Source organism: Gilliamella sp. B2785 (assembly GCF_026537005.1).
Taxonomy (GTDB): Bacteria; Pseudomonadota; Gammaproteobacteria; order Enterobacterales; family Orbaceae; genus Gilliamella; species Gilliamella apicola_E.
In genome coordinates this window covers 123,412-147,731 of sequence record NZ_JAFNNC010000005.1, presented here as the reverse complement: position 1 = coordinate 147,731, position 24,320 = coordinate 123,412, and the positions used below count along the sequence as shown (strand labels likewise).

The 24,320-nt window shown below is 33.4% G+C and carries 19 protein-coding genes; 4 read left to right on the top strand and 15 right to left on the bottom strand.

Annotated elements, in window-relative coordinates; genetic code table 11:
* The first annotated feature begins 218 nt into the window (after positions 1–218).
* On the top strand, positions 219–839 hold the full coding sequence (locus tag J3U24_RS07345; protein ID WP_065733865.1) for a YrbL family protein: 621 nt from the start codon (positions 219–221) through the stop codon (positions 837–839).
* Here the strand turns inward: J3U24_RS07345 and pmrB are convergent.
* From pmrB to J3U24_RS07290, 11 genes are all read right to left on the bottom strand, one after another.
* On the bottom strand, positions 811–1,908 hold the full coding sequence (gene pmrB, locus J3U24_RS07340) for a two-component system sensor histidine kinase PmrB (protein ID WP_267337399.1): 1,098 nt from the start codon (positions 1,906–1,908) through the stop codon (positions 811–813). The two genes, J3U24_RS07345 and pmrB, sit on opposite strands and share 29 nt — an antisense overlap.
* Before the next feature lie 33 nt (positions 1,909–1,941).
* Positions 1,942–2,604, bottom strand: a complete 663-nt coding sequence (gene pmrA / locus J3U24_RS07335) for a two-component system response regulator PmrA (RefSeq protein WP_220225855.1) — start codon at positions 2,602–2,604, stop codon at positions 1,942–1,944.
* A gap of 122 nt (positions 2,605–2,726) precedes the next feature.
* Positions 2,727–3,251: a phosphatase PAP2 family protein gene (locus J3U24_RS07330; RefSeq protein WP_176701500.1), complete on the bottom strand. Its 525-nt coding sequence runs from the start codon at positions 3,249–3,251 to the stop codon at positions 2,727–2,729.
* A 105-nt stretch (positions 3,252–3,356) separates the two neighbouring features.
* The gene (locus J3U24_RS07325; RefSeq protein ID WP_267337400.1) at positions 3,357–4,049 is read right to left on the bottom strand and encodes an amino acid ABC transporter permease; all 693 of its coding nucleotides are present in this window, start codon (positions 4,047–4,049) and stop codon (positions 3,357–3,359) included.
* A 6-nt stretch (positions 4,050–4,055) separates the two neighbouring features.
* Positions 4,056–4,775 carry an amino acid ABC transporter permease gene (locus tag J3U24_RS07320; RefSeq protein ID WP_065733860.1) on the bottom strand — a complete coding sequence of 240 codons (720 nt, stop codon included), beginning with the start codon at positions 4,773–4,775 and terminating at the stop codon, positions 4,056–4,058.
* 3 nt (positions 4,776–4,778) lie between these two features.
* Complete coding sequence (locus J3U24_RS07315; RefSeq protein ID WP_267330613.1) at positions 4,779–5,606, bottom strand: ABC transporter substrate-binding protein; 828 nt, start codon at positions 5,604–5,606, stop codon at positions 4,779–4,781.
* A gap of 228 nt (positions 5,607–5,834) precedes the next feature.
* On the bottom strand, positions 5,835–6,299 hold the full coding sequence (locus J3U24_RS07310) for a YhcH/YjgK/YiaL family protein (RefSeq protein ID WP_267330614.1): 465 nt from the start codon (positions 6,297–6,299) through the stop codon (positions 5,835–5,837).
* Positions 6,300–6,352: 53 nt separating this feature from the next.
* A complete protein-coding gene (locus J3U24_RS07305) occupies positions 6,353–7,549 on the bottom strand; it encodes a sialidase family protein (RefSeq protein WP_267330615.1) in 1,197 nt (398 codons plus the stop codon).
* A gap of 12 nt (positions 7,550–7,561) precedes the next feature.
* Positions 7,562–8,965 (bottom strand): sodium:solute symporter family protein, encoded by a 1,404-nt coding sequence (locus tag J3U24_RS07300; protein WP_267330616.1) that lies wholly within the window; start codon positions 8,963–8,965, stop codon positions 7,562–7,564.
* A 43-nt stretch (positions 8,966–9,008) separates the two neighbouring features.
* The gene (locus J3U24_RS07295; protein WP_267337401.1) at positions 9,009–9,887 is read right to left on the bottom strand and encodes a dihydrodipicolinate synthase family protein; all 879 of its coding nucleotides are present in this window, start codon (positions 9,885–9,887) and stop codon (positions 9,009–9,011) included.
* A gap of 27 nt (positions 9,888–9,914) precedes the next feature.
* The gene (locus J3U24_RS07290; protein ID WP_267337402.1) at positions 9,915–11,051 is read right to left on the bottom strand and encodes an iron-containing alcohol dehydrogenase; all 1,137 of its coding nucleotides are present in this window, start codon (positions 11,049–11,051) and stop codon (positions 9,915–9,917) included.
* 227 nt (positions 11,052–11,278) lie between these two features.
* Between J3U24_RS07290 and dtnK the strand changes: the two genes are divergently transcribed.
* The 3 genes from dtnK to J3U24_RS07275 are packed head-to-tail and all read left to right on the top strand — an operon-like array spanning position 11,279 to position 14,334.
* Positions 11,279–12,553, top strand: coding sequence for a D-threonate kinase (dtnK, locus tag J3U24_RS07285; protein WP_267337403.1), 1,275 nt, complete (start codon positions 11,279–11,281; stop codon positions 12,551–12,553).
* Positions 12,554–12,565: 12 nt separating this feature from the next.
* Complete coding sequence (gene pdxA / locus J3U24_RS07280; RefSeq protein ID WP_267337404.1) at positions 12,566–13,549, top strand: 4-hydroxythreonine-4-phosphate dehydrogenase PdxA; 984 nt, start codon at positions 12,566–12,568, stop codon at positions 13,547–13,549.
* A 23-nt stretch (positions 13,550–13,572) separates the two neighbouring features.
* Positions 13,573–14,334, top strand: coding sequence for a DeoR/GlpR family DNA-binding transcription regulator (locus J3U24_RS07275; protein WP_141677452.1), 762 nt, complete (start codon positions 13,573–13,575; stop codon positions 14,332–14,334).
* Between the two features lie 281 nt (positions 14,335–14,615).
* Here J3U24_RS07275 and pbpC read toward each other — a convergent pair whose 3' ends face one another.
* From pbpC to J3U24_RS07255, 4 genes are all read right to left on the bottom strand, one after another.
* Positions 14,616–16,913, bottom strand: coding sequence for a penicillin-binding protein 1C (gene pbpC, locus J3U24_RS07270; protein WP_416380497.1), 2,298 nt, complete (start codon positions 16,911–16,913; stop codon positions 14,616–14,618).
* A gap of 94 nt (positions 16,914–17,007) precedes the next feature.
* On the bottom strand, positions 17,008–22,104 hold the full coding sequence (locus J3U24_RS07265; protein WP_267337406.1) for an alpha-2-macroglobulin family protein: 5,097 nt from the start codon (positions 22,102–22,104) through the stop codon (positions 17,008–17,010).
* A 261-nt stretch (positions 22,105–22,365) separates the two neighbouring features.
* Entirely contained in the window at positions 22,366–23,040 is a 675-nt protein-coding gene (locus J3U24_RS07260) for a 7-cyano-7-deazaguanine/7-aminomethyl-7-deazaguanine transporter (protein ID WP_267337407.1), read from the bottom strand.
* 117 nt (positions 23,041–23,157) lie between these two features.
* Positions 23,158–24,318, bottom strand: a complete 1,161-nt coding sequence (locus J3U24_RS07255) for an acyltransferase family protein (RefSeq protein WP_267337408.1) — start codon at positions 24,316–24,318, stop codon at positions 23,158–23,160.
* Between the last annotated feature and the right edge of the window lie 2 nt (positions 24,319–24,320).

Here is a 24,320-nt window from a genome sequence, read left to right as displayed (position 1 = left end):
ACTTTTTGATTGCAACTATTAACTAACTAACCCCTTCGAGTCGTTATACTAATACTGACAACCGAAAACAGCGTTGGGAAAAACACTGTTGTAACGTGGGTGGCAATATTATACAGAAATATTAAAAAAGCGCTAGGATTTATGATAAAAAAAGCGTAGCGAGAAAAAACAGTAACTGCTACACTTTTAACTAATATTAAATAACACGATAAAAATTGATGGAAAACTTAATTCAACTTGCTGAAAAAGATTATATAAGTAAAGGTTTACACCGCAAATGTTATCATCACCCCGATGATCCTAATAAATGTATCAAAGTCAATTATAATGAAGGAGCAGAAGAAGAAACAAACCGTGAAATTGCCTATTATAAGCACCTTATAAATCGCAATATCTCATGGGATGTGCTAGCAAAATATTATGGTCCTGTAATGACTAATTTTGGTCAAGGTCATGTTTTTGAACTTATTCGTGACTATGATGGAAAAATTTCTATTCCATTAGAAAAATATCTGTTCGACGAACAAGCAACTAATCAAAATTATGATGCGTTAGTTGTATCACTCAAAGCATTAAAAACAGCCTTGCTGAAAGATAGAATCATTACTATGACAATCAAGAGTAAAAATATTTTATTTCAGCATTTGTCACCAGAGGAAAATCGCTTAATTATTATTGATAACATTGGTAATTCGACATTTATTCCTATCGCTAACTATGTAGGCTTTTTTGCAAAAGCCAAAATTGAACGCACATGGCAACGATTTTTATCATCACTAATTCGAGAAAATAAGCATAATTCATTAATCACTAAGTTAATTGATGATGTGAATCATTAAGTCTGACTTCGGCAATCGTACCCTTTTGGTCTTGCCGATTTCTTAATGTAAATTGGCCATGATGTAATTTAGTAATACGATTAACAATACTCAAGCCGAGCCCTATTCCATCATGTTTACGATCCATTCTGAAAAAAGCTTGGGTTAACTTTTCTGTTTTTGACTCGTCAATACCGTTCCCTTCATCTTTAACGGCTATCACAATTTCTTCAGCATCTTTATAAAAACTAATAGTAATTTTACTTTCATTTGGACTATACCGATAACTGTTTTCAACCAAATTACGAATCAGTAAACGAATCAAAGTCGCATCACCATTAAAAATTATATTATTACTTGTAATTTCCCAATCAATACTTTGTTGTTTCTGTACTGTTAACTCTGTCAATTCATCAAAAAGGGGAATTTGAATATCATCTAGAAAATTAATTTTTTGATACTGACCTAGAGTAAATTTTTGACTTGCTCGAGCAAGCATCAACAGTTGTTCTACGGTATTTACTAAACGATCTATTCGTTCAATTAACTCATGGCAATCTATTTTATCTTTACTTTCTAATAATTCTAGATGTAATCGAATACCTGCTAAAGGTGTTCTCATCTCGTGAGCTACATCTGCTGTAAATAAACGTTCTTGAGATAATGTATTATTAAGCCTTTCAAATAAATTATTTAATACCGTAGTAATTGACTTAATTTCACGCATATTACTGATTGGTTTTATTGGCTTAAGATTATCTTCAGTTCTTTTATTTAAATCTTTTTCAAGTATCTCAAGGGGTTTAGTAATCCATTTAATCGCCTTATAGGCCAAAAATAAAGTTACAACCATCATGGAAAATGCTGAGCAAAATAATGCAAAAATTGCTTCTAATTCTTCATGTTCAACCACTTCATCTATTTTATTTTGACTTAACGTTAAGTTAACTAAAACATCAATTTGCTCTTTACTCTCATGCCATAACCAAAATACTGTAATAATTTGGCAAATTAGCATTATTGCACCCAAAGTAAAAAATAGATTCCAACGGATACTATGTCGAATATTATTCAAAGACTGTTCAATCATAAATTTGCCATTCAATTAATTTTAAAATAATAACTAATTATTAATATTGAGTTGATAGCCATACCCACGCACAGTCTTAATTAAATCTTTTCCTAATTTATTCCTTAAGGCGTGAATATAAACTTCAAGCACATTTGAACTTGGATCACTCTGCCAATCATATAGATCATTTTGTAATAAACTTCGATGCACTTTTTCACCGGCTTTCAACATCAATCTAGATAGTAAAATAAATTCTTTTGGCGTCAATATCACTTCTTGATTATTTAAAGTAGCTTTTTGAAGTTTAATATCTATTGAAATAGGACCATAGTTAACAATATTATCGGCAGTTCCTTGATTTCGACGAATTAACGCTCTTATTCTGGCTAGCAATTCGGTTAAGGCGAAGGGTTTTATTAAATAATCATCTGCACCAAGATCTAAACCTTCAACTCTATCTTCGATAGTATCGCGAGCGGTTAAAATTAGTACAGGAATATCGATATTTTTTTTGCGCCATCGGGTGAGTAACTCTAAGCCATCACAATCAGGCAAACCTAAATCAAGAATAATTAAACTAAACTGTGCAAACTCAATAAGATCCTCAGCTTGCTTGCCATTAGATGCGACTTCACAAACATAGCCATTAGACGTTATCGCGTCATATAAACCTTTTTGTAATAAACTATCATCTTCTACTATAAGAATTTTCATTATAGTGTTACCTAATTTTGATTTAAGAAATGTAACATTTACAACTATTATACGCTTTACTATTTATTTCCCAATGCTTTAAAAATTTAAGTTCATTTTGATAGTTATAATTTAGCGAATAATTATTTAAAACTTTTTGAACGTATAAACCATATCTTTTTGACTAAATAAACAGAGATAAAACTTAACAACATACCCACCAGAATATCCAGTGGCCAATGAACACCTAAGTAGATTCGACTCCAACAAACAAGTAATGCAACAATCGTACATAGATAAGTTAATGCTTTAAATTGCTTTTTATAATTTAGATAAAGTGAGAAGCAAATAGTCCAAATAAAAACAGCGTGCTGACTAGGAAGAGAACTCGTTTTATCGTGATTCAAATAGTTGGTACCAATATTAAGAACAAATGGTCGTGGAGAATAAAATAGATGTCGAATAACAAAGGTTACAAATAAGGCTACAGCCAAACCTAAAGCAATTTTTATGATTAATTGTCTATAAACAGGTTTGAATAAAAAACATATTCCCAATATGACTATAGGAACAAAGATTAAATAATTTGCACAAAATATGGCAAAAAGAATAAATAATTTGGAGGCTTGTTCTTGAGCATTAATTAATAAAAAAAGATGAGTGTTCATATCAAGCAACATACAACGACCTATAAAAACAATATTTAGTTGTAATTTAATCAATAAAGCTTAAAAGAACCTTAAAAAGGATTTTGAACATTTAATAAATGATATTTATCGTTTATTTTTTCGAGTAATCAAATGGTATTTCGGCAATAAAGAGACAGTAAAATCAAGTGCAGCACAAATAATAAAATAAACAACAATCACAAATAAAAATATTTCAGTAGGATAAACCATACTACGATTATTAATTTGGGTAGCAATGAATGTAAATTCTGCAACACCCACTATATAAGCTAAAGACGTATCTTTAATTAATGATACCCATTGATTAACAAATGAAGGCAGCATCATTTTTAATGCTTGAGGAAGAATAACAAAAATGATGACTTGTCTTTTATTTAAACCTAACGAAAAAGCCGCTTGCCACTGTTCTTTAGCAATAGCTACCATTCCCGCATACACGGAATGACCAATATATGCGCCACCAATTAAAGATAAAGCAAAAATAACTGTTGTAATAGCTGGCACATCAATATTCAATAGCACTGGCAACAAAAAATAAGTCCAAAATATCAGCATAATAACGGGAATCGCTCTTAAAAATCCTAATACTACAACTAAAAGTTGACGTAAAAATCCTTTGCAAACAGTTAGACCAATACCAGCGAAAATACCTAAAATAGACGAAAAGATAATAGCAGCTAAGCTCATTAAAAGAGTCAACACAATACCGCCTGGGAAATTACCCCACATTAGGTAATCTAAATTATTCCAAATTACTTCAAAACCTTTAAAATCCATAAAAAATTAGACCCTGTTTAATCGCTTTGATTGGTAAATATTGCCTAGTGTCCCAACAATAACAATGGCTAAAATATATAAAAATGTTGCTATCGCAAAATCCTGAAATGTTTTCAGCGATTCGGTTTCAACTTGACGTGAAACATAAGATAGTTCCAACACCCCAATAGCCATTGTTAAAGAGGAATTTTTGATGATATTCATATATTGACCAATTAACGGAGGAAATGCGATACGAATGCTTTGAGGTAAAATAATAAACCGCATACTTTGCCAACGTGTAAGGCCTAAAGCTAATGATGCTTGTTCTTGACCATTGCTTATTCCCAAAATTCCTGCTCGAAATTCTTCAGCAATAAAAGCGCTGGAGTAACATGTTAATCCAATTAAACCAATAATAAATTCAAAAGAAGGCATTTTTAAAGAGAAAAAAAACAGCTGGATTTGCGGTTCATCAAATAGCCACATTTTAAATTCTACTGGTAACAAATTACCTATACCAAAATACCAGAAAAAAAGCTGCGGTAACAATGGAGAATAACGAAAAATAGCGTTATAACTAATTACAACGCCTTTGATAATTTTGATATGACTTTGTTGAGCAATAACTAGCAAAAAACCAAATATTGTAGAGAGAATGATTGTTAAAACTGAAATAGCGATAGTGACTAAAAAACCATCCCACAACCACCATAAATAACGGGGTTCCAGTAATTGCTCATACATTATTTATTGACCTTTACCTATTTTGAAATCACCACGAGGCATGGCTGAATTTGTATCAGGTCCAAACCAACGGTTATAGATAGTTAACGCTTCACCATCATTTTCAAGCTTTAATAATATTTGGTCAACTTTTTCTTTCAAGCGGGTTTCCCCTTTTGGAATACCTACAGCTTGATATTCTTGAGTTATACTAAATGGAGATATTTCAAAAGCAGCTCGTTGTTCTTCTGGAACATTAGCAAGTAAACCAATTAACTTTGCGTCATCTTGAGTAATAGCTTGTACAACACCATTGCGTAATGCTGCAAAAGCAAAAGGTGTATCATCATATGAGATTACTTTAGCAGTTGGGTACTTCTCACGTAGAGTAATTTCCATCACTGTACCTTTATCGGCACCTATACGAAGATTTTTAAGATCATCTGCTGTTTTTAGGAATCCTTTTTTAGCTACAAACTTCTGGCCAGTAGCAAAATAAGGCAAACTAAAATCGACTGTTTTAGCTCGTTCATCAGTAACCGTAAAGTTTGCAACAATCAGATCTGCTTTTTGTGAGGTTAGTAAAGGAATACGGTTGGCCGGATTAGTTGGAACTAGTTCGACTTTTACATTCAATGCTTTAGCAATTTCATTGGCATAATCAACATCAAGCCCAGCAATTTTATTAGTTTTTTCATCAATAAATCCAAACGGAGGATTACTATCAAAAACAGCTATCTTGATCTCCCCTCGTTTTTCAATATCATCCAAACGATCGGCGTAGGCTGAATTGATACCTAACAAGACCGTAAATAGTGCTGCAGCTGTTAATGATTTAGTTAAAAATTTCATATCGACTCCCAAAAAATGAAGGACTGGTTTATATATATCAAGTCTATCAATAAAGAATCGTATGGATAAATAACAAATGTTTACATGGTTATAACTTATAGTTATATTGAATTATGATACATATCAGATACGTTGAAAATACATAAAAGTTTTAACTAAAAAAGCAAGCTCAGTAACTGAACTTGCTTTGGCTTACTTGTTGGATGTTTTAGTAAATGATAATTGAATTTAAATAATATCTATGGGAACTTTAAATACAGCTTTTCGTACTTTTTGTGGAACATTAATCATACACAAAGCCTGATGGGCTTCACCAGGTGCAAAAGTAACAAAATCTCCTTCAGTTAAATAAATAGCATTATTTATTTTAGGATTTTCCAAAATATACAAATCAGGTTTTTTCTCATAGCAAGGTTCATTACTAGAATCAATCAAACTGTAACGAATGATTTCTTCACCTTCTAAGATCATTTGAATATCTAAAAATAGCTTATGGAACTCTGTATGTCGCTCTTGCTCAGGCGAAGTATAAGAATCACCGACATTATAAAACCACCTTTCTCCTTTTAGTTGATATTTACCATCAGGTAAAGTCTTTAGATATTCAAAGCTAGCCTCTGGTCGAGCTAAAATACTATATAACGACTTAGGTAGTGTTGCTAAATGTAGAAATTTTGTATTACCAGCAATCATTTCCAATCTCCCTTTGCCAGTTTACTTTTTAAAATTTAAGCCCTTTAAATTTGCTAGAACTTATTATTAATAGTGGACTTAACCCAATCCTCTTCAACCAAAACATATTTAATTGCCATTCTAAAATAGGTATAGGCAATGTGTAACTTACCATCTAAGCCTTGTTTGATACTTGGATATGAAAACTCTCGATTAAGATTGTCTTTTGAATTATTTGACATACAGTAACCATCACCTTCATCCAAATTTCGAATATAGGGCCATGTTTTACCATTATCAGTGGAAATTGCTAACGACATAGGCGCTCTAGGAGCACCCCAGAAAGCATTTTTTTGCCCATCAAGAATTTTTGCTTCTTCTTTATGTGCACTGCTTTCATCTTCTATTTCATCATAAAGAGACACTCGCCTTTCTTTGGCATCTTTGGCACTTGAATTATTAAACACTAAGGCAATATGTCCATTATCTAATACAGTGGCTTGAATTGATGAATTATTATTAGGTAAAATGGTAGCAATTGGTTTTGTCCACGTATAGCCACCATCTGTTGATCTACTTTCATAAATATAATCAGCCCAACGACTTCGAAAAATAGCATACAAAGAGTTATCTTTTAGCATTAAGATATTCATATGCACACAACCTAGGCTTTCAGGAACATCAATATTTGACCATGTCTTACCTTTATCTTTAGAAATCATCACACCGCTAGTGTCATAACTTCCAACCCACTTTTCACCGGGTTTTGCAATACAGTAAAAAACTGGCAATAACCAATCCCCGTTTGGCATAACAGTAATAGGCTGGCGAATAAAAATACCTTTATTGGGGTCTTCCAATAATGTTTCAATCGGCCCCCAGGTTTCTCCATAATCTAGTGATTTTCGATAACGGACAATCGCAGTATCTTGGTTTCCTGAAATTTGCGCAGTATACAAAATCCATAGAACATTATCAGGATCTAAAAAGAATAATGGATTTTGTTCAGATCGTGTTGGATCGTCTGAAAGTTTAACCGCTTTTGTCCATGTATCACTTCCTTTTTTCAATCTAGAATAATACGCAGAAATGTCAGGAATCCCTTCTTGTGTTCCTCCAAACCAAGTGCAAAGTAGATCACCGTTTGGCAATTGCAACAAATTTGCTGCATGATTTTGCACACATTCGGTCGGCAAATATGCATCAACACGTTTTGTATCATCAGTGTTTTTACATAATCGGCCTGAACAATCTAATCTTACTTTTGTCATTCCGTTATCTCCTTATAAATTATCCGCTTTCACTTTAGTTTTTACAAAAGGACTGATTAGCACTTTGTCTAATAACATAATTAATGCAGGTGAAATTAATGCTACATACATGTTATTAATACCAAACGGATCACCGCAGTAGAACCAAAGAGACGTTATAATTGCAGCACCAACTAAAGCCATATTTGCAGCTCGTGTACTATTTAAAAATGGTAGATAGAAGGCTATCATTGCCACAATGGTAATTGATAATCGAATTGCTCTTGTGAAGAATGATAATTTCAGAACTTCAGGGAAAGCAAGTACAAGTAATAATGGAGCAAAACCAACAATAACCGAAATAATTTTTGTTGCTTTAAATTCTTTTTCTGCTGTTGGCTTACAGTAAGGAACATAGAAATCTTTAACAATTAAAGAAGCTATTGCTAATGCCACTGTACTAACACTGATAAAAATTGAAGCAACTAATGATGTAGTAATAATGCCTGCCATGATAGGATTCATATCTTGAATAAATACAGGTAATGCATATAAACTTTTGATTTCAGGGTGAAGGAATTTTGCACAAACACCGATAATAGCTATTGCTATCGCAATTGGTAAGCAGAAAAAGAAAGCATACCAACAAGCTCTTTTAGCTGATTTAGCATCTTTAGTTGATGATATAGCTTGAATAACAAATTGTGTACAGAATATTGAACCTATAGTACCAATTAACCAGGCGAAAATTGTACTTGCTCCGATTGAACCATCCCAAGTCCAATAATGAGGTGGCATTTGTTCAATCATAGGACCAAAACCACCGGTAAGATAAAGCGCCGTTCCTAAAATAAATAACACACCAAAATATTTAACGGCGCTATGAATAATTGTTACATAAGCCACACCTTTCAATCCACCAAAAGCGAAATAAAATGTACTTACCACTGCAGTAATAAGAGCTGCAACAGGTAAAGAGATTTGGAGCACAGTAGAAATAGCTGCAGCTCCACTAATATAATTTCCAACATTTACTAGTGTTAATGCATAAATCATTATTAGAGAAATTAAATTCTTAGTTGAGTTACCATATTTTTGTGCAATAGCACCAGAAATAGTGATTTCTCCAGTGTTATAAATTTTTTTAACTAATATCAAGCCAAATAATGGAAACCCTATTGCAGCACCTATAACTGACCATGACGCTGCAATACCATTATCAAATGCAGACTGAGCTGTTCCTATAGTTGACTTCGCACCAATATACTCAGTCATCAATAAAATACCTACAACAATTGCAGGTACAGCTCGAGACCCTTCCATGAAATCACTATTGTTTTTACTTCTTAAAAAATAAGTCATCCATGAGGTAGCTAATATGTAGAGAACCACAATACTAATTATTATTATTGTGTCCATCGTTCCAAAATAATGCATAAATCACCTTTCATCTTTAATATAATTACAATGTAAATATTTGTTATAGTTTTTTAATAATATTTTTAATTGTTGCTATATGTTCATCAGAGAACATAACTGGATAACGACTTACACCAACATCTTCGCCCATTAAAGTTAATGCTTTCTTCACAGCTGCTGGTGAAAATACTGTTGCATACAAATTTTTTCTTAAATCCCCAACGGCATCTTGAGCAGCTTTAGACTTAGCTAAATCACCCTCTTTAAAATTTCTCCAAATGGCATTGATATAACCCGGAGCTACATTTGCGAGTCCTGAAATAGATCCAACAGCCCCACCAACAAAACCTTGATAAATGAGCGAATCTGGCCCTGTTAATACATCAAATCCATCTATGTTGTTAGCTACATCAAGAAAAGCTTGTAAGCTTTCTGCACTACCTGCACTATCTTTAATACCTAAAATATTGGGATGTTCAGCTAATTTGGCTGCTGTTTCAGGTTGAATTGTGTTACCAGTTCTGGCGGGGATATTGTATAAAAAGACGGGAACAGTAAGAGCGTCAGCAATAGCCGTGTAGTGATAAATTAGCTCTTCTTGTTTAACTGGTATAAAATAAGGTGCTATGACTGATACAGCATCAACACCTAATTTCTCTATCTCTTTGCCTAATTTGATTGTTTCACGTGTTGAGATTTCCCCAATATGAGCCATAACTGGTGAACGGCCAGCAACTTCATCAACACAAACTTCAGTCACTTTAATTTTTTCTTGAGTACTTAATACAAAAAACTCACCATTAGTACCATTACAAAAAACACTGTTACCATTAGTTAATTGACGTTGAACTTGTTTACGCATTCGTTTTGGACAAAAATCACCGTTATCATCAAATGTAGTCACGATAGCAGTTAAAATCCCTTCTATTTTTTTTCTCATAATATTTACTCCTAATAGCCAAAGTTTCTATAAAAGCGATTGATAAATAGCTAATACATCTTCTTTGGAAACTTGCTTTGGCACGTTATTCATTAAACGTTTCACATCAAGAGCTGCATCAACTAAATAAGGTAAGTCATCTGGTGAAATATTAAGTTCTTGTAATTTACTAGGTAATGCTAAGCGTTTTACTAATTCTCTAAAGTAGTTAACTAAAGCATGCGATTTTTCTTCTGCGGTTAAAGTTAGAACAGCATCAGGTAAAAGATCATAAGTTTGAGCAAATTTATCTACGACTGCATCACGAATAAATTCCATACAAGGAACAAGTAAAATTGCATTAGCAACTCCATGAGGGATATGGTATTTACCACCAAGTGGATAAGACATTGCATGAACTAAATGAGTACCAGCATGAGCAATAGCTGCGCCACCACAGTAAGAAGCCCAAAGCATATTCAATTTTGCTTCTATATCAGTGTTATCATCAACTGATTTTTCGAGTGAATTGAATAGCTTTTCCATACCTATCAAAGCATAATTATCACCAACCGAATTAGAGATACTGGCTGTAAAACACTCTATTAAGTGGCATAATGCATCTATACCTGTTGAAGCAGCAATATGCTTTGGCATTGACGTTGTTAATTCAGGTGCTAAACAAACATAATCAGGTAACATGACGGGAGAAATAATACCCTGCTTGGTCATTTTTTCAGGTATAGCTAGAATCGCATTTGGTGTTGCTTCTGATCCTGTACCGGCTGTAGTCGGTATCAATACAGAAGTACACCGCTTAATTGGTTTTTGCCCATCTAATAATTGTTCAAGAGTAATATTGGAATCTTTAACGCATAAAACAGAAATCAATTTAGCTACATCAAGTACACTTCCACCACCTACACCTATTACGAGATCAGCATTAGATACCTTCATTTTATTAAGTAAGTTAGTTACATCCTGATGGCTTGGTTCCGGCGGAATATCATCAACTATGCTTACTAAAGCAACATTTTCTTGCACTTTTTTGATGAGTTCTTTTGTTACGGATAAATTAATAATATTTTGATCTGTTATAAACAGAACATGCTTACGATCTTTAAATAAAAAATGAAGATCTTTTAAAACTCCTTGTCCACTAAGAATTGTGCTATTTATATGCATAACCATCTCCAACAAACGCTCCAAAAATGACAATTAAAAATCATATTGATTTCATTTAATCACTAAATATTAATTTATGTTTGCATTTTGATCAAATTGAATATGAAAAACTATGATCAAGATCACATTATGCAATTTTTGATTTATTTTAATCATAATAATTGTTTTTTTTAATAAAGAATATGTATAATCAGAAAACTGGAATTATTTATAATTAAGAGTTCTTAATGATTAAGTTGATTATTGCTGATGACTTCACCGGTTCTAATGACGCTGGAGTTCAATTAGTAAACAAAGGATTGGTAGTTGATGTAATTTTCAATTGGGAAGAAGCCAACTTATCAGAAAAACATAGTTTTCAAGAAAGTAAAAATAATAATGTTATAGTCGTGAATACTGAAAGTCGCGCCGTTACAGATAAAGAAGCTCAAAGAAGAATACAAAAAGTTATTATTAATAATCCTGACGTTAAGCAAATTTATAAGAAAATTGATTCTACTTTACGAGGAAATATTGGTACTGAAATAGCCACGCTATTGGATAATTTTAAAAATAAAGTTGCATTGGTTGTTCCTGCATATCCCAATATGAATCGTACGACAATAAATGGAAATTGTTACATAAATGGAATTGAATTAATTAATACTGAATTTGCTAGTGACCCTAAAACGCCTGTTTACTCATCAAATATAAAAGATTGTATTGAACAACAAACAAACTATTCATGTGTAGAGGTCAATTTAGATCAAGTAAGAAATTATAAGTTAAAAGAACATATTGAAAATGCTATCAATAATGGTAAAAAAATGATTGTTGTTGATGCTAAAACAAACGGTGATTTGCAATGTATAGTTGAACAAATCTTACCATTACAAGAGAAATTATTACTAGTTGGATCAGCTGGTTTGATTGATTTTTTACCAATAATTCATCAAGAAAAAAATACAACTAACCCCAGGATAAGTACTCATCCATTATTAGTCATAGCGGGTTCAATGAGTGAAAAGACACAACAACAAATAAATTATACGGTTAATCAGAAAGATAATTGGGTAATTTTTGATATAAATATTACAGAATTATTACCACATATATCATTATTTACATTAACCCAATTAACAAAAAAGATTCAATCACAACTAGATTATCAAAAACATTGCATAGTCAGAACAAGTTCTAATATAGACGATCGTTATAAAGTTGAAGATTATTGTAAGGAATATAACTTAACTCGAGAACAACTTGGTGAACATATCTGTCAATCTTTAGGTCAATTAGTCAATCGGCTACAGTTTAAAAATCTATTTTTGACTGGTGGAGATGTAGCGATAGCTATAGCCAAGTCTTTAGGGGCTATAGGGTTTAGAATTGAAGGACAAGTAAGTCCTGGTGTACCTTATGGTCAATTAATAAGTAACAAACCTATAAAATATCGTGTATTTACCAAAGCTGGAGGCTTTGGTTCAAATGATATTTTTTTAAAAACATTAGAATTTATTTAAAGGAGAAATACGATGTCAAAAATCGTAGCGATAACAATGGGGGATCCAGCAGGTATTGGACCAGAAATTATTGTAAAAGCTCTACAATCAGAAGTACTTAAAAATATACATTCTGTTGTAGTTGGTTCTGCTGAAGTTCTGAAAAAGCAATTAAAAATGGGGTTATTTACTAATGTTTCAATTAATGTGATTGAACAAGTTAGTAATGCTATTTTTCAACCTAATATTATTAATGTCATTGATATAAAGTTAGATGATATTGATTCTCTAAAACCTGGTATGATTCAACCGCAAGCTGGTGATTTGGCTTACCGATGTGTGAAAAAGGCGACTGAGCTTGCTTTAAGCGGCGAAGTTTCAGCTATTGCCACCGCACCATTAAATAAAGAAGCCTTACATTCTGCTGGGCATATGTATCCAGGTCATACCGAATTATTAGCAAAATTAACTGATAGCAAAGATGTAGCAATGGTGCTTTATACCGATTCACTTAAAGTCATCCATGTCACAACCCATGTCTCATTACGTAAATTCTTAGATACCTTAAACAGTGAACGCATTGAAAAAGTAATTAAAATTGCTGATAATTTCCTTAAAAAAATTGGGATTAAGCACCCTAGAATTGCCGTTGCAGGCGTTAATCCTCATGCTGGTGAACATGGTTTGTTTGGTGATGAAGAGATTAAAATTGTTACTCCCGCTATCGAAAAAATGCGCCAATACGGAATTGACGCCATTGGACCATGTGCACCAGATACTGTATTTTTACAAGCACACCAAGGCAAATTTGATATAGTCGTGGCTATGTATCACGATCAAGGTCATATTCCACTTAAGTTATTAGGATTTTATGATGGTGTAAATATTGCAGCTGGTTTACCTTTCATTCGCACATCCGCTGACCACGGAACCGCCTATGATATTGCTTGGCAAGGTGTCGCAAAACCAGATAGTATGATAGAATCAATCCGATTAGCGGAACTGTTATCTAATTAAGTAAAATAAAAGAGGAGTTTTCAGTGGGAAAATACAATCGACTAGATCAAATCATGGACTATTTAAAAATTCATAATCTAGTGACAGTCGAAGATTTAGTTATTGCTACTGAAGCCTCTCCAGCGACTATTCGTCGTGACTTAATCAAATTAGATCAGCAAGGTGTCATTAGTCGAACACATGGAGGCGTGACACTAAACCGTTTTATTCCAAATCAACCCACTACTTTCGAAAAAATTCACAAAAATTTTAATGAAAAACAACTTATAGCAGATGTAGCTGCAAAGCTAATAAAACCTGGTGACTCAATCGCTCTTGATGCCGGTACTACGACATTAGAAATAGCAAAAAGAATTACGCAAATGCCAGTTAGGGTCATTACATCTGACTTACATATCGCGCTATTTTTGTCTGAATTTAAACAAATTGAAGTCACAATAATTGGTGGGAAAATTGATGACAGTAGCCAATCTTGCATCGGTGAACATGGTCGCTCTTTGCTTTTACAAATTAATCCTGACATATCCTTTGTTAGTTGTAACTCTTGGAGCTTAAGTAAAGGTGTAACAGCACCAACTGAAGATAAAGCATTAATAAAATCTAGCTTTGCCGAGAAGGCAGATAAAGTTGTTCTTGTTGCAGATAGTAGTAAATATAATACTTATTCTTTATTTACGTCTATACCTCTAAACCGCTTTACTGACATTATTACTGATAATCATCTTGATACAGAATCCGTACAAGCTCTTCAAAATCAAACATTTAAATTACATATTGCCAAATAATATATTCCACTAATAAGAGATCACCAATGGAATGACTTTATTTGTAGTATTAGCTTTATTGAAAATAATTATCCCACTGATCACTATATTTTTGTCTACATTGATTGTCTAACTTTTGTTAAACTTATCTTACAAGCACTTTGAACCGTGACATATTGTATAGATGCTAACTGTTTCTGCCACGTTAGATATTTCTGTTAATCCCGATTAAAATAAACCTCAGATAGCAATCCATTACATATTTAATGGGCAATAAATTAACCACTGAGTTTGTTACTTAATTAATCTGACATAAACTTTAATCGAAATATTTGTCCGCTTTCATCTAATAATAGCAAACGATGAACACCTTTTTTAGCAATAGTTAAGGCCACTTTTTCATTATCTTTAGAATTAGCAACTAAGTTTCCATCTAAAAACCACCATTTTTCCCCATATCCACCCTCTGGAGTTAAATCAACTGTGACTTGATGACTTCCTGGTAATGCTCTAATCAATTGTTTATCACGTAAACCTACGATATTGAGTGAAGCAAAAACATCTTGTCCCATTACAGGGCAACTTTTATCAATTGGTGGTAATAGAGTCCGCCTTTTCTCTTTTGTTAACAAAAAGTTTTCTAATGATACTGGCCATAGGGCAAGTTGTTTTTTTTGTGCTCCGGGACAATCAGCAGCAACACGTTCACCTCGTTCATTTACCCAAATCGTTATCCACCCAGAACGATAGATATTATTTTTTAGTTCACCATAGGTACTTAGTGTTGGCGGTGTCATATTATTTAAAACCCATGCGGTCTTTTGACGGTGACAATTTACATCAGATTCCGGAAGAGGTTGCCCTAATGGCCAACAAATTTTCGTAGAAGATACTGATGCTGGTTTTTCATAAGTAGTAAGTGGACGATTTAAACGATTTTCTCTATTTAATAAAATTGAATTAACATGTTGTAAAATTGGCATGGCAGACATTGAACCATATTGCCCAACAACGGGAGTGCCATCAGGACGCCCTACCCAAACGCCAATTAAATATCTTGGATTGATACCAACTGCCCAAGCATCCCGATAGCCATAACTGGTTCCTGTTTTATAAGCTAATAGATTACTATTAATTAACATTTGTCTTGTTATCCAAGCACTACCATCTGAAATAAAGGGTTTATTAATCAATGGCTCTTTTTGAGTAAAGCGCAATGGACTCACTTCGCCATGCCTAGCAAATGCACTATATGCACTAACAAGATTATCCATCCTTAATGAAGCACCACCTAATATATAGGAGATATTAGGCTCATTGCCTATCGAAGATAAAGGTAACCCAATACCAGCCAATTTACCTGCAAATCGTTTTGGGCCATATAACTCAATTAATTGAACCGCTGGTAAATTTAATGATTTACTTAATGCGTCAGATACACTAACCGGCCCATAGAAACCATCATCGAAATTGGTTGGACGATAATCAGTAGTAATACGAGGAACATCTTGCAATAGCGATTCAGAATGAATCATACCTTCATCAAGAGCAAGAGCATAAATAAAAGGTTTTAGTGTAGAGCCAGGAGAACGTAACGCACTAATCATATCAACTTGGCCAAAGCGTTCATTGTCATTAAAATCAGCTGAACCGACATAACCTTTTACTGTCATATCAGTATGATCGACTACTAGAATAGCCAATGATGTTTTAGGCGGTAGTTGTTTCACACGATTGATGGCTAAATCTTCTAAATTATATTGAATTGAAACATCAATAGTGGAATGAATAATATCCTCATTAGGGTATTTATTTTTTAAACGATAAGCCAGTAAGGGAGCCACTTGTGGTGCTTTTCGTGGATATACCCAAACCTCATCGCGTCGAACGGTTTCGATTAAATCATTTGACCATACTTTATATTCTGCCAATCGGTCTAATACTTTATCACGAGCTTGTTTGGCTCTTTCAGGAAATCGGTCGGGTCGTAATCGACTTGGGGCTTGAGGCAACACTGCTAATAATACTGCCTCACTTCTTGTTAACTCTTTGGGCTGTTTACCAAAATAAGACCAACTTGCCGCCCCAATACCTTCTATTGTGCCACCATAGGGTGCGTGGTTAATATATAAAGTTAAGATTTCATCTTTACTATAATGTAATTCAAGCTGGAGGGTTCTAAAGATCTGTTTTAGCTTACCCGTTAGCGTTCGATCGTGTGGATATAATAATCTTGCCACTTGCATAGATATAGTACTACCACCGGAAACGATTTTATCATTTGATATATTTTGCCAAGCTGCACGAAATAAAGAAATCGGATTAATACCAATATGTTCATAAAAATAGCGATCTTCATAATTTAATAAAACTTCAAGATAATAGTCTGGCACTTCATCAAGACTGACTGAATAACGCCAAACACCATTTTGATCAGCAAATCGCCATAATGGCGTTTCATCATCTGCAACAACGGTTTGTGTAGTTTTATTTTGTGAAATAGATAAAGGAAAAAGAGAGTCAGCAATAAAAAAACTACTGCTCAATAAAACTAATAATATCAAAAAAAATTTAAATATTTTATAAAAGCATTTTTTCATTATCTTTATTATGTGACCCAGCCAAATGTATTTATAAATAAAAATTCCGCCAAATATATTGGCGGAATAATTAGTAACGTATATTAATATCTAATTAATTTTCTTCCTGCTTAGGATTTGAAATAGTCATGAAATCAGGTGATTGTCCTATAGCAAAACGGTCTGGACGATACATAGATTCTACATAAGGATAAGGAATCATGTAATCGCCAGTAGTTACTGCTCTAACTAAATACACTAAACGTTTTCGATATTTATTGCGCCCCACATAATTATTAATGTTAACAGCGGCAACATATCTATCATCTCTATATTCTTGATATTTAATATTACTAGCATCATCATCTCCCATTAATTTAGCTATACCAGGAATTGATGATAAATTCACACTACTATTAGAAAGGTTTTGATTTTCAAGCTCTAGACCAGCTGGTAAGAAATCAACAACCAACGCATCATGAACTTGTTCTTTAGCTATTACATCTAAAACCACAACCATCATAGAACCTACATCTAAATCTGCTGGTGATATTTTATTACCCTGCAAATCATAATACGTACGACTGATGTTAAAGAAACCATCAGCTGAGGTTGGCGCTGGAGGTGTTTTAGAATAACCTGTTACAGAGAACTTAACATATAGTGGCTCATCTGATTCTGAATTATCAATCGATAATCCTTGTGTTAATTTATCAAAATCATATGAATGAGAAAATACTGAATCAACTTCATTAACTTTTCCATTCACTGATACTTTAAATTTATTACCACTTCTATGCTGTTCTAATGACCAACCAGCAATAAACAATGAATTTAATTCTTGTGTTGAGAAATATCGTTTACTGTTTAATAAATCTGATAAATTATACAGATAAGTACCTTGTTTATTCTGAGCTATTTTGTTTTCTATTAATAAAGATAGAATTAATGCTTCATCACGTATTTCACTACCGTAATTACCAAACCAGTGATTATTGTATTGATACGAAGTGCTAAAAACTAAAGGTAATAATTTTTCATAAACATTTTGATTACCATTTAATTTAGCAGCAACCGCTAGTTGAGCTATAGGTAATGGCGAATAGATAAATGACTTATCATTACTTATCTTGTCTGATAAATAATTTATCTCGTTACGCATTGCTGAGGTAACTTTATTTTGTTTAGTTAAAACCATTAATGCATAGGCTTTAATTGACAACTTAGAAAACTCAAAACTACGTGAATCTCCATAATAACCAAAATTATTATATGCAGACGTATCATAGATATATTGACCTAGACGTGTCATTGCTGAATCAAGCGCTTTATCACTAACTTGATAACCTCGTTCTTTAGCTTGCAACAAGAAATCTGTTGCATAAACTGTCAACCAATGCTCTTCTTCACTATGACTATTCCATAGCCCAAAGCTACCATTACTTCGTTGCATTGATAAGATACGTGAAATACCTAATTGCACTTTTTCACGACGCTTCTCATCTGAATCAGTTTTAATACCTAGTTCTGCGAGTTGTTTACTATTAGCATATAATGATGGGAATAAACCACTCGTTGTTTGTTCCAAACAACCGTAAGGATATGCAAATAAATCTTTGATATATTGAGCAATATTTAACGGCGGCTGATTAGAAATGACCAATTGCCCTTCAACAGTGTTATCAATTAATCCTGTTAATGCATCGTTTGGTAATTCCCAATTCTCATTGGCATCTAGTGCTAACACATAAGATCTCGTTGTTCCGGCATATGCAGGCCTTACTCCAATTGACCATGATCTTTCAATTTTAGTGTCAGAATTATCTTCAAGTAAAATACCTTTGACCGCTATCGTTACCGAACCAGTACCATAACCATAATCTGCAATAACAGGGATTTGAATGATATCTTTTTGTTTACTATCAAGTTTGACTGATATCGTTTTGGCTTCATTTTGATGAATCAAACCATTAGTCGATACTTCAACTTTCATATTTTGTGTTTTATCTGTCAAATTATGAAGATCTAACGCTAATACAGCGCGATCACCACCAGATAAGAATCGAGGAGTTGATAATTCAACTATAACCGGAGCTGAAACCTTCATTTTTTTATCAGCTTTACCAAAACGATTATCATCCCATGCTTGAGCCATTATACGTAGCTCACCATTAAAATTAGGTAAAGGTAAATTAATCACACCTTCCCCATTATCATCTAATTGAATGGTTTTGAGTTGTTGCGCAACAATTTGAACTTCATTTGACGGTTTTTTACCGCCAGCGCCCATCGCATCACCACCAAAGCTCATATTTACATTACGACCAGTAGCTTCAATTAAGCTGCCATAGACATCGTTAAAATCTACATTAAAACGTTTACGTCCTAAAAACCAAGCATAAGGATCGGGTGTGACATAATCAGTGATATTTAAAACACCTGAATCAACAGCTGAAACCAATACAGTCACTTTTTTATCTTTTTGGACAGATGGCTTATCCATTTTAATTTTAATTGGCACAACAGTTTCAGGTTCTACTTGTACCGGTGTATCAATTGTCACATTTAATTGACGATTAGACGTATCAATTGGTAAATAAAGTAAACCAATTGCTCGTTTAACTGTTTGCACGGAAGCATCAGTCGAAGGGCGAATAATCATAGCACTAATATAGACATCATGTCGCCCCCATTTTTCAATAGGAATTTCGACATCTAAACCTTCTTCACCCACCGTAATGGCTTTTTTCCAAATGGTTCCATCATTGGTTTCGAGAGAAATATAACCAGAACCAGCTACAGGTGCTTGAACATTAACTTTAGCGACATCTCCAGGATTATAAGATGGTTTATCAATACTTAACTTAACTTGGTCTGGGCGTACAGATTTAGTACCATGAGTATTATCTTCCCAATCATAACCAGCCCAGAATCTGAGACTTGATACGACTTTACTGTTTGTATCTACCACTTCAATTCGGTAAGCACCATAATCAGTAGGTTGATAGGTTATTTTTGTGGTACTGCCTGCCTCAATAGATAACTGATCTTCAGAAACCACAAATTCCTTCGAGTTGGAACTTTGACGCCAACCATCTTCCTCAGACCAAACCCAATAGTAATCATTACGCTCACGAACTAGTCTAGCTTTTAATGATTTTGTACCTAATTTTTCCCCATCCAAATCAACATAAGCGATTTCGAATTCAGCATTACTATTTATGTCTACAGTTGGGCGCTCAAAATAATTATCGCTATTCCAATCATAATATTCTGAGTTTTCAAATAATGCTCGGATTGCCGGCAATTTAGGTGCAGGCCAAATAGTTTGTGTTGCGTAACGCGTAACTGGTCTACCACCAGAATCTAGCAAACTAGCTTGTAAAACGACTTTTAGAGGTGATGAGCTTCCTGACCAATAATTATTCTCAATATTAATTTCAGTTAAACCATCGCTATCTAACTTTAACTCTAAAGAATCAAGTTCGCGATATGGATTTTCTTCAGTAGCTGATCCAATTTTGAAGTCATCTAATCCCGCAATGGTATCAACTTTCTTTAAATAAAGATTAGCATCTAAGCGATTACCGGATGCTGGCGCACCATATAAATACCAACCTTTTATATCAAAAGAAACATCTTCACTCTTTAGAATTGGACCATCAGATGAACTGTGTATTTCCATCGCCATACGTTCTGGCAAAAATTCTTCAACTTTGAAATTCCACTGGCGATAGTTATCATCACCTAAATTGAAACGAATTAACCAATTACCTGTTGCTGCATCAGCGGGGATAACAAATTGTTGTTGATATAAACCATTGGTATTCACACTGCTTTTTAGTTGATAAGTTTTGACAACTCGACCATTAGAAGAAAACACTTCAGCGACGATTGGTTGATCAGGTAATGCCTGTCCATCTGCATCACGTAATAGTGCATTAAAATAGACGGTTTCGTTCGGACGATAAAGGTCACGAGGGCCAAAAACAAATAATTGTTTTTGGTAGAAAGGTTTGCCCGATAAATTGAAATCAGTTAAATTAAGCGCAGCACGATTAACCATCAAAAATGACGTTTGCTCGCCATCGGTTGCAGTCAATACGCTATATGCCTTGTTGTTGCCATCGATTTCAACATAGCCATCTTTATCTGTCGTTGCCTTAATATTCTTACACTGCTTATTATTAGATTCGCATAATAATGTTAAATTAATATTAGCTAGTGGCTTACCGTTATCTAACGCATGAGTCGTTACTGCTAATTTACCATTATCATAACGATGATATGAAACCCCGATATTACTTATTGAAAATATTGTTGCAGGATTTGATTCATTATAAGTACCCGCTTCATTCATTACCGCAATATAAACACCTTCTTGATTAAGTTCAGAAACTGTAGAAAGGTTAACGATAATGGTTTCTTGAGCATTCGGTCTAGGATTAAGATCAAATCTTGAAGAATAAACTAAATCAGTATATTCACTCATACTTTGCGAACGCCAAATTGACAACATATCAATAAAACCATAATTATCAAGCAAAATAGGTAATTTTTCTGGCTTAATTTTGAAAAAGTTTATATCAACTTTATCAACATTGAGCGTATTAATCGGCAATCCACTCATGGATTTACTTGGTAATAAAAATCCAGTACTAGCAAAACCAACCATAGGTTGGCGATCTTGGGTGGTTATTTGAGCTTCATAAACAGATGACAAATGGCTATCATTAATCGCTGATAACATCTTATCAATAGTTAAAACCAATTTACGATTTGGCTGAAGGTAGCGAAGTTTTAATTCAAGGCCATTATCAGACAACTCCCAAGCGCCATCAACCACACCACTCTCTTTGTCAACCAATCTTAATAAATTTGAAAAATTCAATTTCGGATTGAGAGGAACGGAAAACGTCACGACTAATGTGCTTGAACCATCAATGATTAATTCTGAACTATCGAGAACTTTTAGATTTTTACCTTTATATTTTTCGATTAGTTCAGGTGTTGGATTAAATGGGTTATGAGATTGCGAATTTGTACTCGAATCATGCGTTGTATTACTGGTATTACTGGTATTACTGGTATTATTTGTAGTTAATTCAGTTTTATTATTACTTACTGAATCTGTCGATTTATCTTTTTGATTATCACAAGCGCATAACGTCAAAAACAAACCCAACACAGCTAAGTGTTTTATCAATCTCATTGTTTCACCTAAATCCTTTCTATTCCTGATAAAAATACTACTTATTTTTTTGTTTATATTATGCACTTTCACAAAAACTTTAGCAAAGAATCTTTATCAATATTTTTAATTTTTTTTGAGATAATTAAATGTTTTAAATTGGTAAAAAAAGTTGAGGAACGGGGTTTTTGAGAGGGGTTTTAGCATTTAGAACTTATCATAACGCTGATAAGCTCTAAATATTAACAATTATTCCGAATAATTAAGTAATTAATCAGGTTGTTATAGTGATTTTATAAGCAGTTTTTTTAAAATGAAATTCAAAATAATGCCATAAAGCGGTAAGAAGAATAATCCACAAATCAAAATTTTAAAACTATAGTCAATTGCGGCAATCTCGATCCAATGATTGGCCATAAATTCGTCACTACTTTGATAAAAGGCAATGGCAAAAAAGACAATAGTATCTATACCATTACCTAACACCGCTGACGCCGAAGGCGCAACCCACCATGCTTTATTCTTACGTAAATAATTAAACACGGTGATATCCATCAATTGCCCGACTAAATAAGCGGCAAAACTGGCAAAAGCAATACGGAAAACAAAACTGTTAAAATCAGATAAAGCTGAAAATCCCATCCAATGCCCTTCAAAAAACACAACCGAAATGGAATAAGAGAACAGTAATGCCGGTATCATAACGACAAAGATAATTTTTCTGGCAAGACTAGCACCAAATACCCGAATGGTTAAATCGGTGGTTAAAAAGATAAATGGAAAGGTAAATGCTCCCCAAGTGGTATGAAAACCTAAAATATCAAACGGGATTTGTACCAGATAATTGCTCGAAGCAATAACTAAAATATGAAAAAAAGAGAGCCAGCAAAGCGCCTTGCGCTGCTGAGCTGAATTAAATTTGTTCTGAAGTGTTTCAGAATGAATATTCAAATACATATTCGTTTCCTTTTTTAAATGGGGTGAGAGAACCCATAATCTTTAATGTAAAAATGATGTAATTAAGGTTAAAAATGTCGGATAACCCGAATTTAATTACATCGATATCTAATATTTTTAAATTGTTATAAAAAAATGCTTTTTATATAAAATAAAAGCAATCAACCAACAAATTACGACAATGAATAAGGCATAGATAAAAGAACTGGGGTAGTTTCCAAAATATTGCCCTAAAACCTTTGAATACAGAAATTGTCGCAAACTGAGTGAATCAGAATGATAAACCAGCGTCATTCTACGCGTTATAATCGAAATAATACCGGCGATAACAAAAATGAATAAAGAATTCATGCCAAAGGGGATAAAACAATGAACGGCGTTTTTGTATTTTTTGATATCAATCAACCAAATTAATAAGGCAAATAAGACACAACCTATAGCACAAGTCACCAATACAAATGACGGTGACCAGATTTTTTTATTAATTGGGCAAATAAAACTCAAAATAAACCCTATTATTGAAAAAATTATCCCGTATTTAATCAAGATTTTTATTTTGTCGACATTGACATTAGTCGCAAATATTTGTTTGGCGATACAAAAACCGATAAGGACTTGAGCAATGGCCGGAAAAGTACTTAATATCCCTTCCGGTTCAAAATACATACCATTATCCAGATACATACGCTCTTCACCCAAAATCATTCTATCGACTTTAGCAATAATGTTGTTATTTTTTTGCTCAAACCCGTCGCCCAAATATAAGATGAAAAAATAAAACAGTAATATTTGAACGATCAGAACAGGCAAATATTTTCTATCAAAACATAAAATAATAAGAGAAGAAAACAAATAACAGATCGCTAAACGTTGTAAAATGCCCATAATTCGGATTTGATCTATACAAGACAAAGATTCAACCATCCGCTCATGAAACGGCAGCCAATTAAAATACTTATACAAAGCAAGAAAACCCGAAAACCAAGCAATCAATAATCCAATAGCAAAAATAATCAGTGTTCTTTTCAAGATTTTAATTAACAGAATTTTATTAAGCTTAAAATCTAATTTATTTAAGGAAATATAAGTCGACACGCCCATAATAAACATAAATAAAGGAAAGATGAGATCGGCAAAAGTCAGCCCGTTCCATTTAGCATGCCTAAGTAAAGGATAAATAGCATTTTGCGACCCGGGATTATTCACTAAAATCATTCCTGCAATGGTCATTCCTCGCAATACATCCAATGAGACTAATCGTTGATGATTGTCAGACATGC

What these genes read in the sequence shown, in the direction of transcription:
- J3U24_RS07345 (WP_065733865.1), top strand. Translation starts at nt 219, where the DNA reads ATGGAAAACTTAATTCAACTTGCTGAAAAAGATTATATAAGTAAAGGT.
- pmrB (WP_267337399.1), bottom strand. Translation starts at nt 1,908, where the DNA reads ATGATTGAACAGTCTTTGAATAATATTCGACATAGTATCCGTTGGAAT.
- pmrA (WP_220225855.1), bottom strand. Translation starts at nt 2,604, where the DNA reads ATGAAAATTCTTATAGTAGAAGATGATAGTTTATTACAAAAAGGTTTA.
- J3U24_RS07330 (WP_176701500.1), bottom strand. Translation starts at nt 3,251, where the DNA reads ATGAACACTCATCTTTTTTTATTAATTAATGCTCAAGAACAAGCCTCC.
- J3U24_RS07325 (WP_267337400.1), bottom strand. Translation starts at nt 4,049, where the DNA reads ATGGATTTTAAAGGTTTTGAAGTAATTTGGAATAATTTAGATTACCTA.
- J3U24_RS07320 (WP_065733860.1), bottom strand. Translation starts at nt 4,775, where the DNA reads ATGTATGAGCAATTACTGGAACCCCGTTATTTATGGTGGTTGTGGGAT.
- J3U24_RS07315 (WP_267330613.1), bottom strand. Translation starts at nt 5,606, where the DNA reads ATGAAATTTTTAACTAAATCATTAACAGCTGCAGCACTATTTACGGTC.
- J3U24_RS07310 (WP_267330614.1), bottom strand. Translation starts at nt 6,299, where the DNA reads ATGATTGCTGGTAATACAAAATTTCTACATTTAGCAACACTACCTAAG.
- J3U24_RS07305 (WP_267330615.1), bottom strand. Translation starts at nt 7,549, where the DNA reads ATGACAAAAGTAAGATTAGATTGTTCAGGCCGATTATGTAAAAACACT.
- J3U24_RS07300 (WP_267330616.1), bottom strand. Translation starts at nt 8,965, where the DNA reads ATGCATTATTTTGGAACGATGGACACAATAATAATAATTAGTATTGTG.
- J3U24_RS07295 (WP_267337401.1), bottom strand. Translation starts at nt 9,887, where the DNA reads ATGAGAAAAAAAATAGAAGGGATTTTAACTGCTATCGTGACTACATTT.
- J3U24_RS07290 (WP_267337402.1), bottom strand. Translation starts at nt 11,051, where the DNA reads ATGCATATAAATAGCACAATTCTTAGTGGACAAGGAGTTTTAAAAGAT.
- dtnK (WP_267337403.1), top strand. Translation starts at nt 11,279, where the DNA reads ATGATTAAGTTGATTATTGCTGATGACTTCACCGGTTCTAATGACGCT.
- pdxA (WP_267337404.1), top strand. Translation starts at nt 12,566, where the DNA reads ATGTCAAAAATCGTAGCGATAACAATGGGGGATCCAGCAGGTATTGGA.
- pbpC (WP_416380497.1), bottom strand. Translation starts at nt 16,913, where the DNA reads ATGAAAAAATGCTTTTATAAAATATTTAAATTTTTTTTGATATTATTA.
- J3U24_RS07265 (WP_267337406.1), bottom strand. Translation starts at nt 22,104, where the DNA reads ATGAGATTGATAAAACACTTAGCTGTGTTGGGTTTGTTTTTGACGTTA.
- J3U24_RS07260 (WP_267337407.1), bottom strand. Translation starts at nt 23,040, where the DNA reads ATGTATTTGAATATTCATTCTGAAACACTTCAGAACAAATTTAATTCA.
- J3U24_RS07255 (WP_267337408.1), bottom strand. Translation starts at nt 24,318, where the DNA reads ATGTCTGACAATCATCAACGATTAGTCTCATTGGATGTATTGCGAGGA.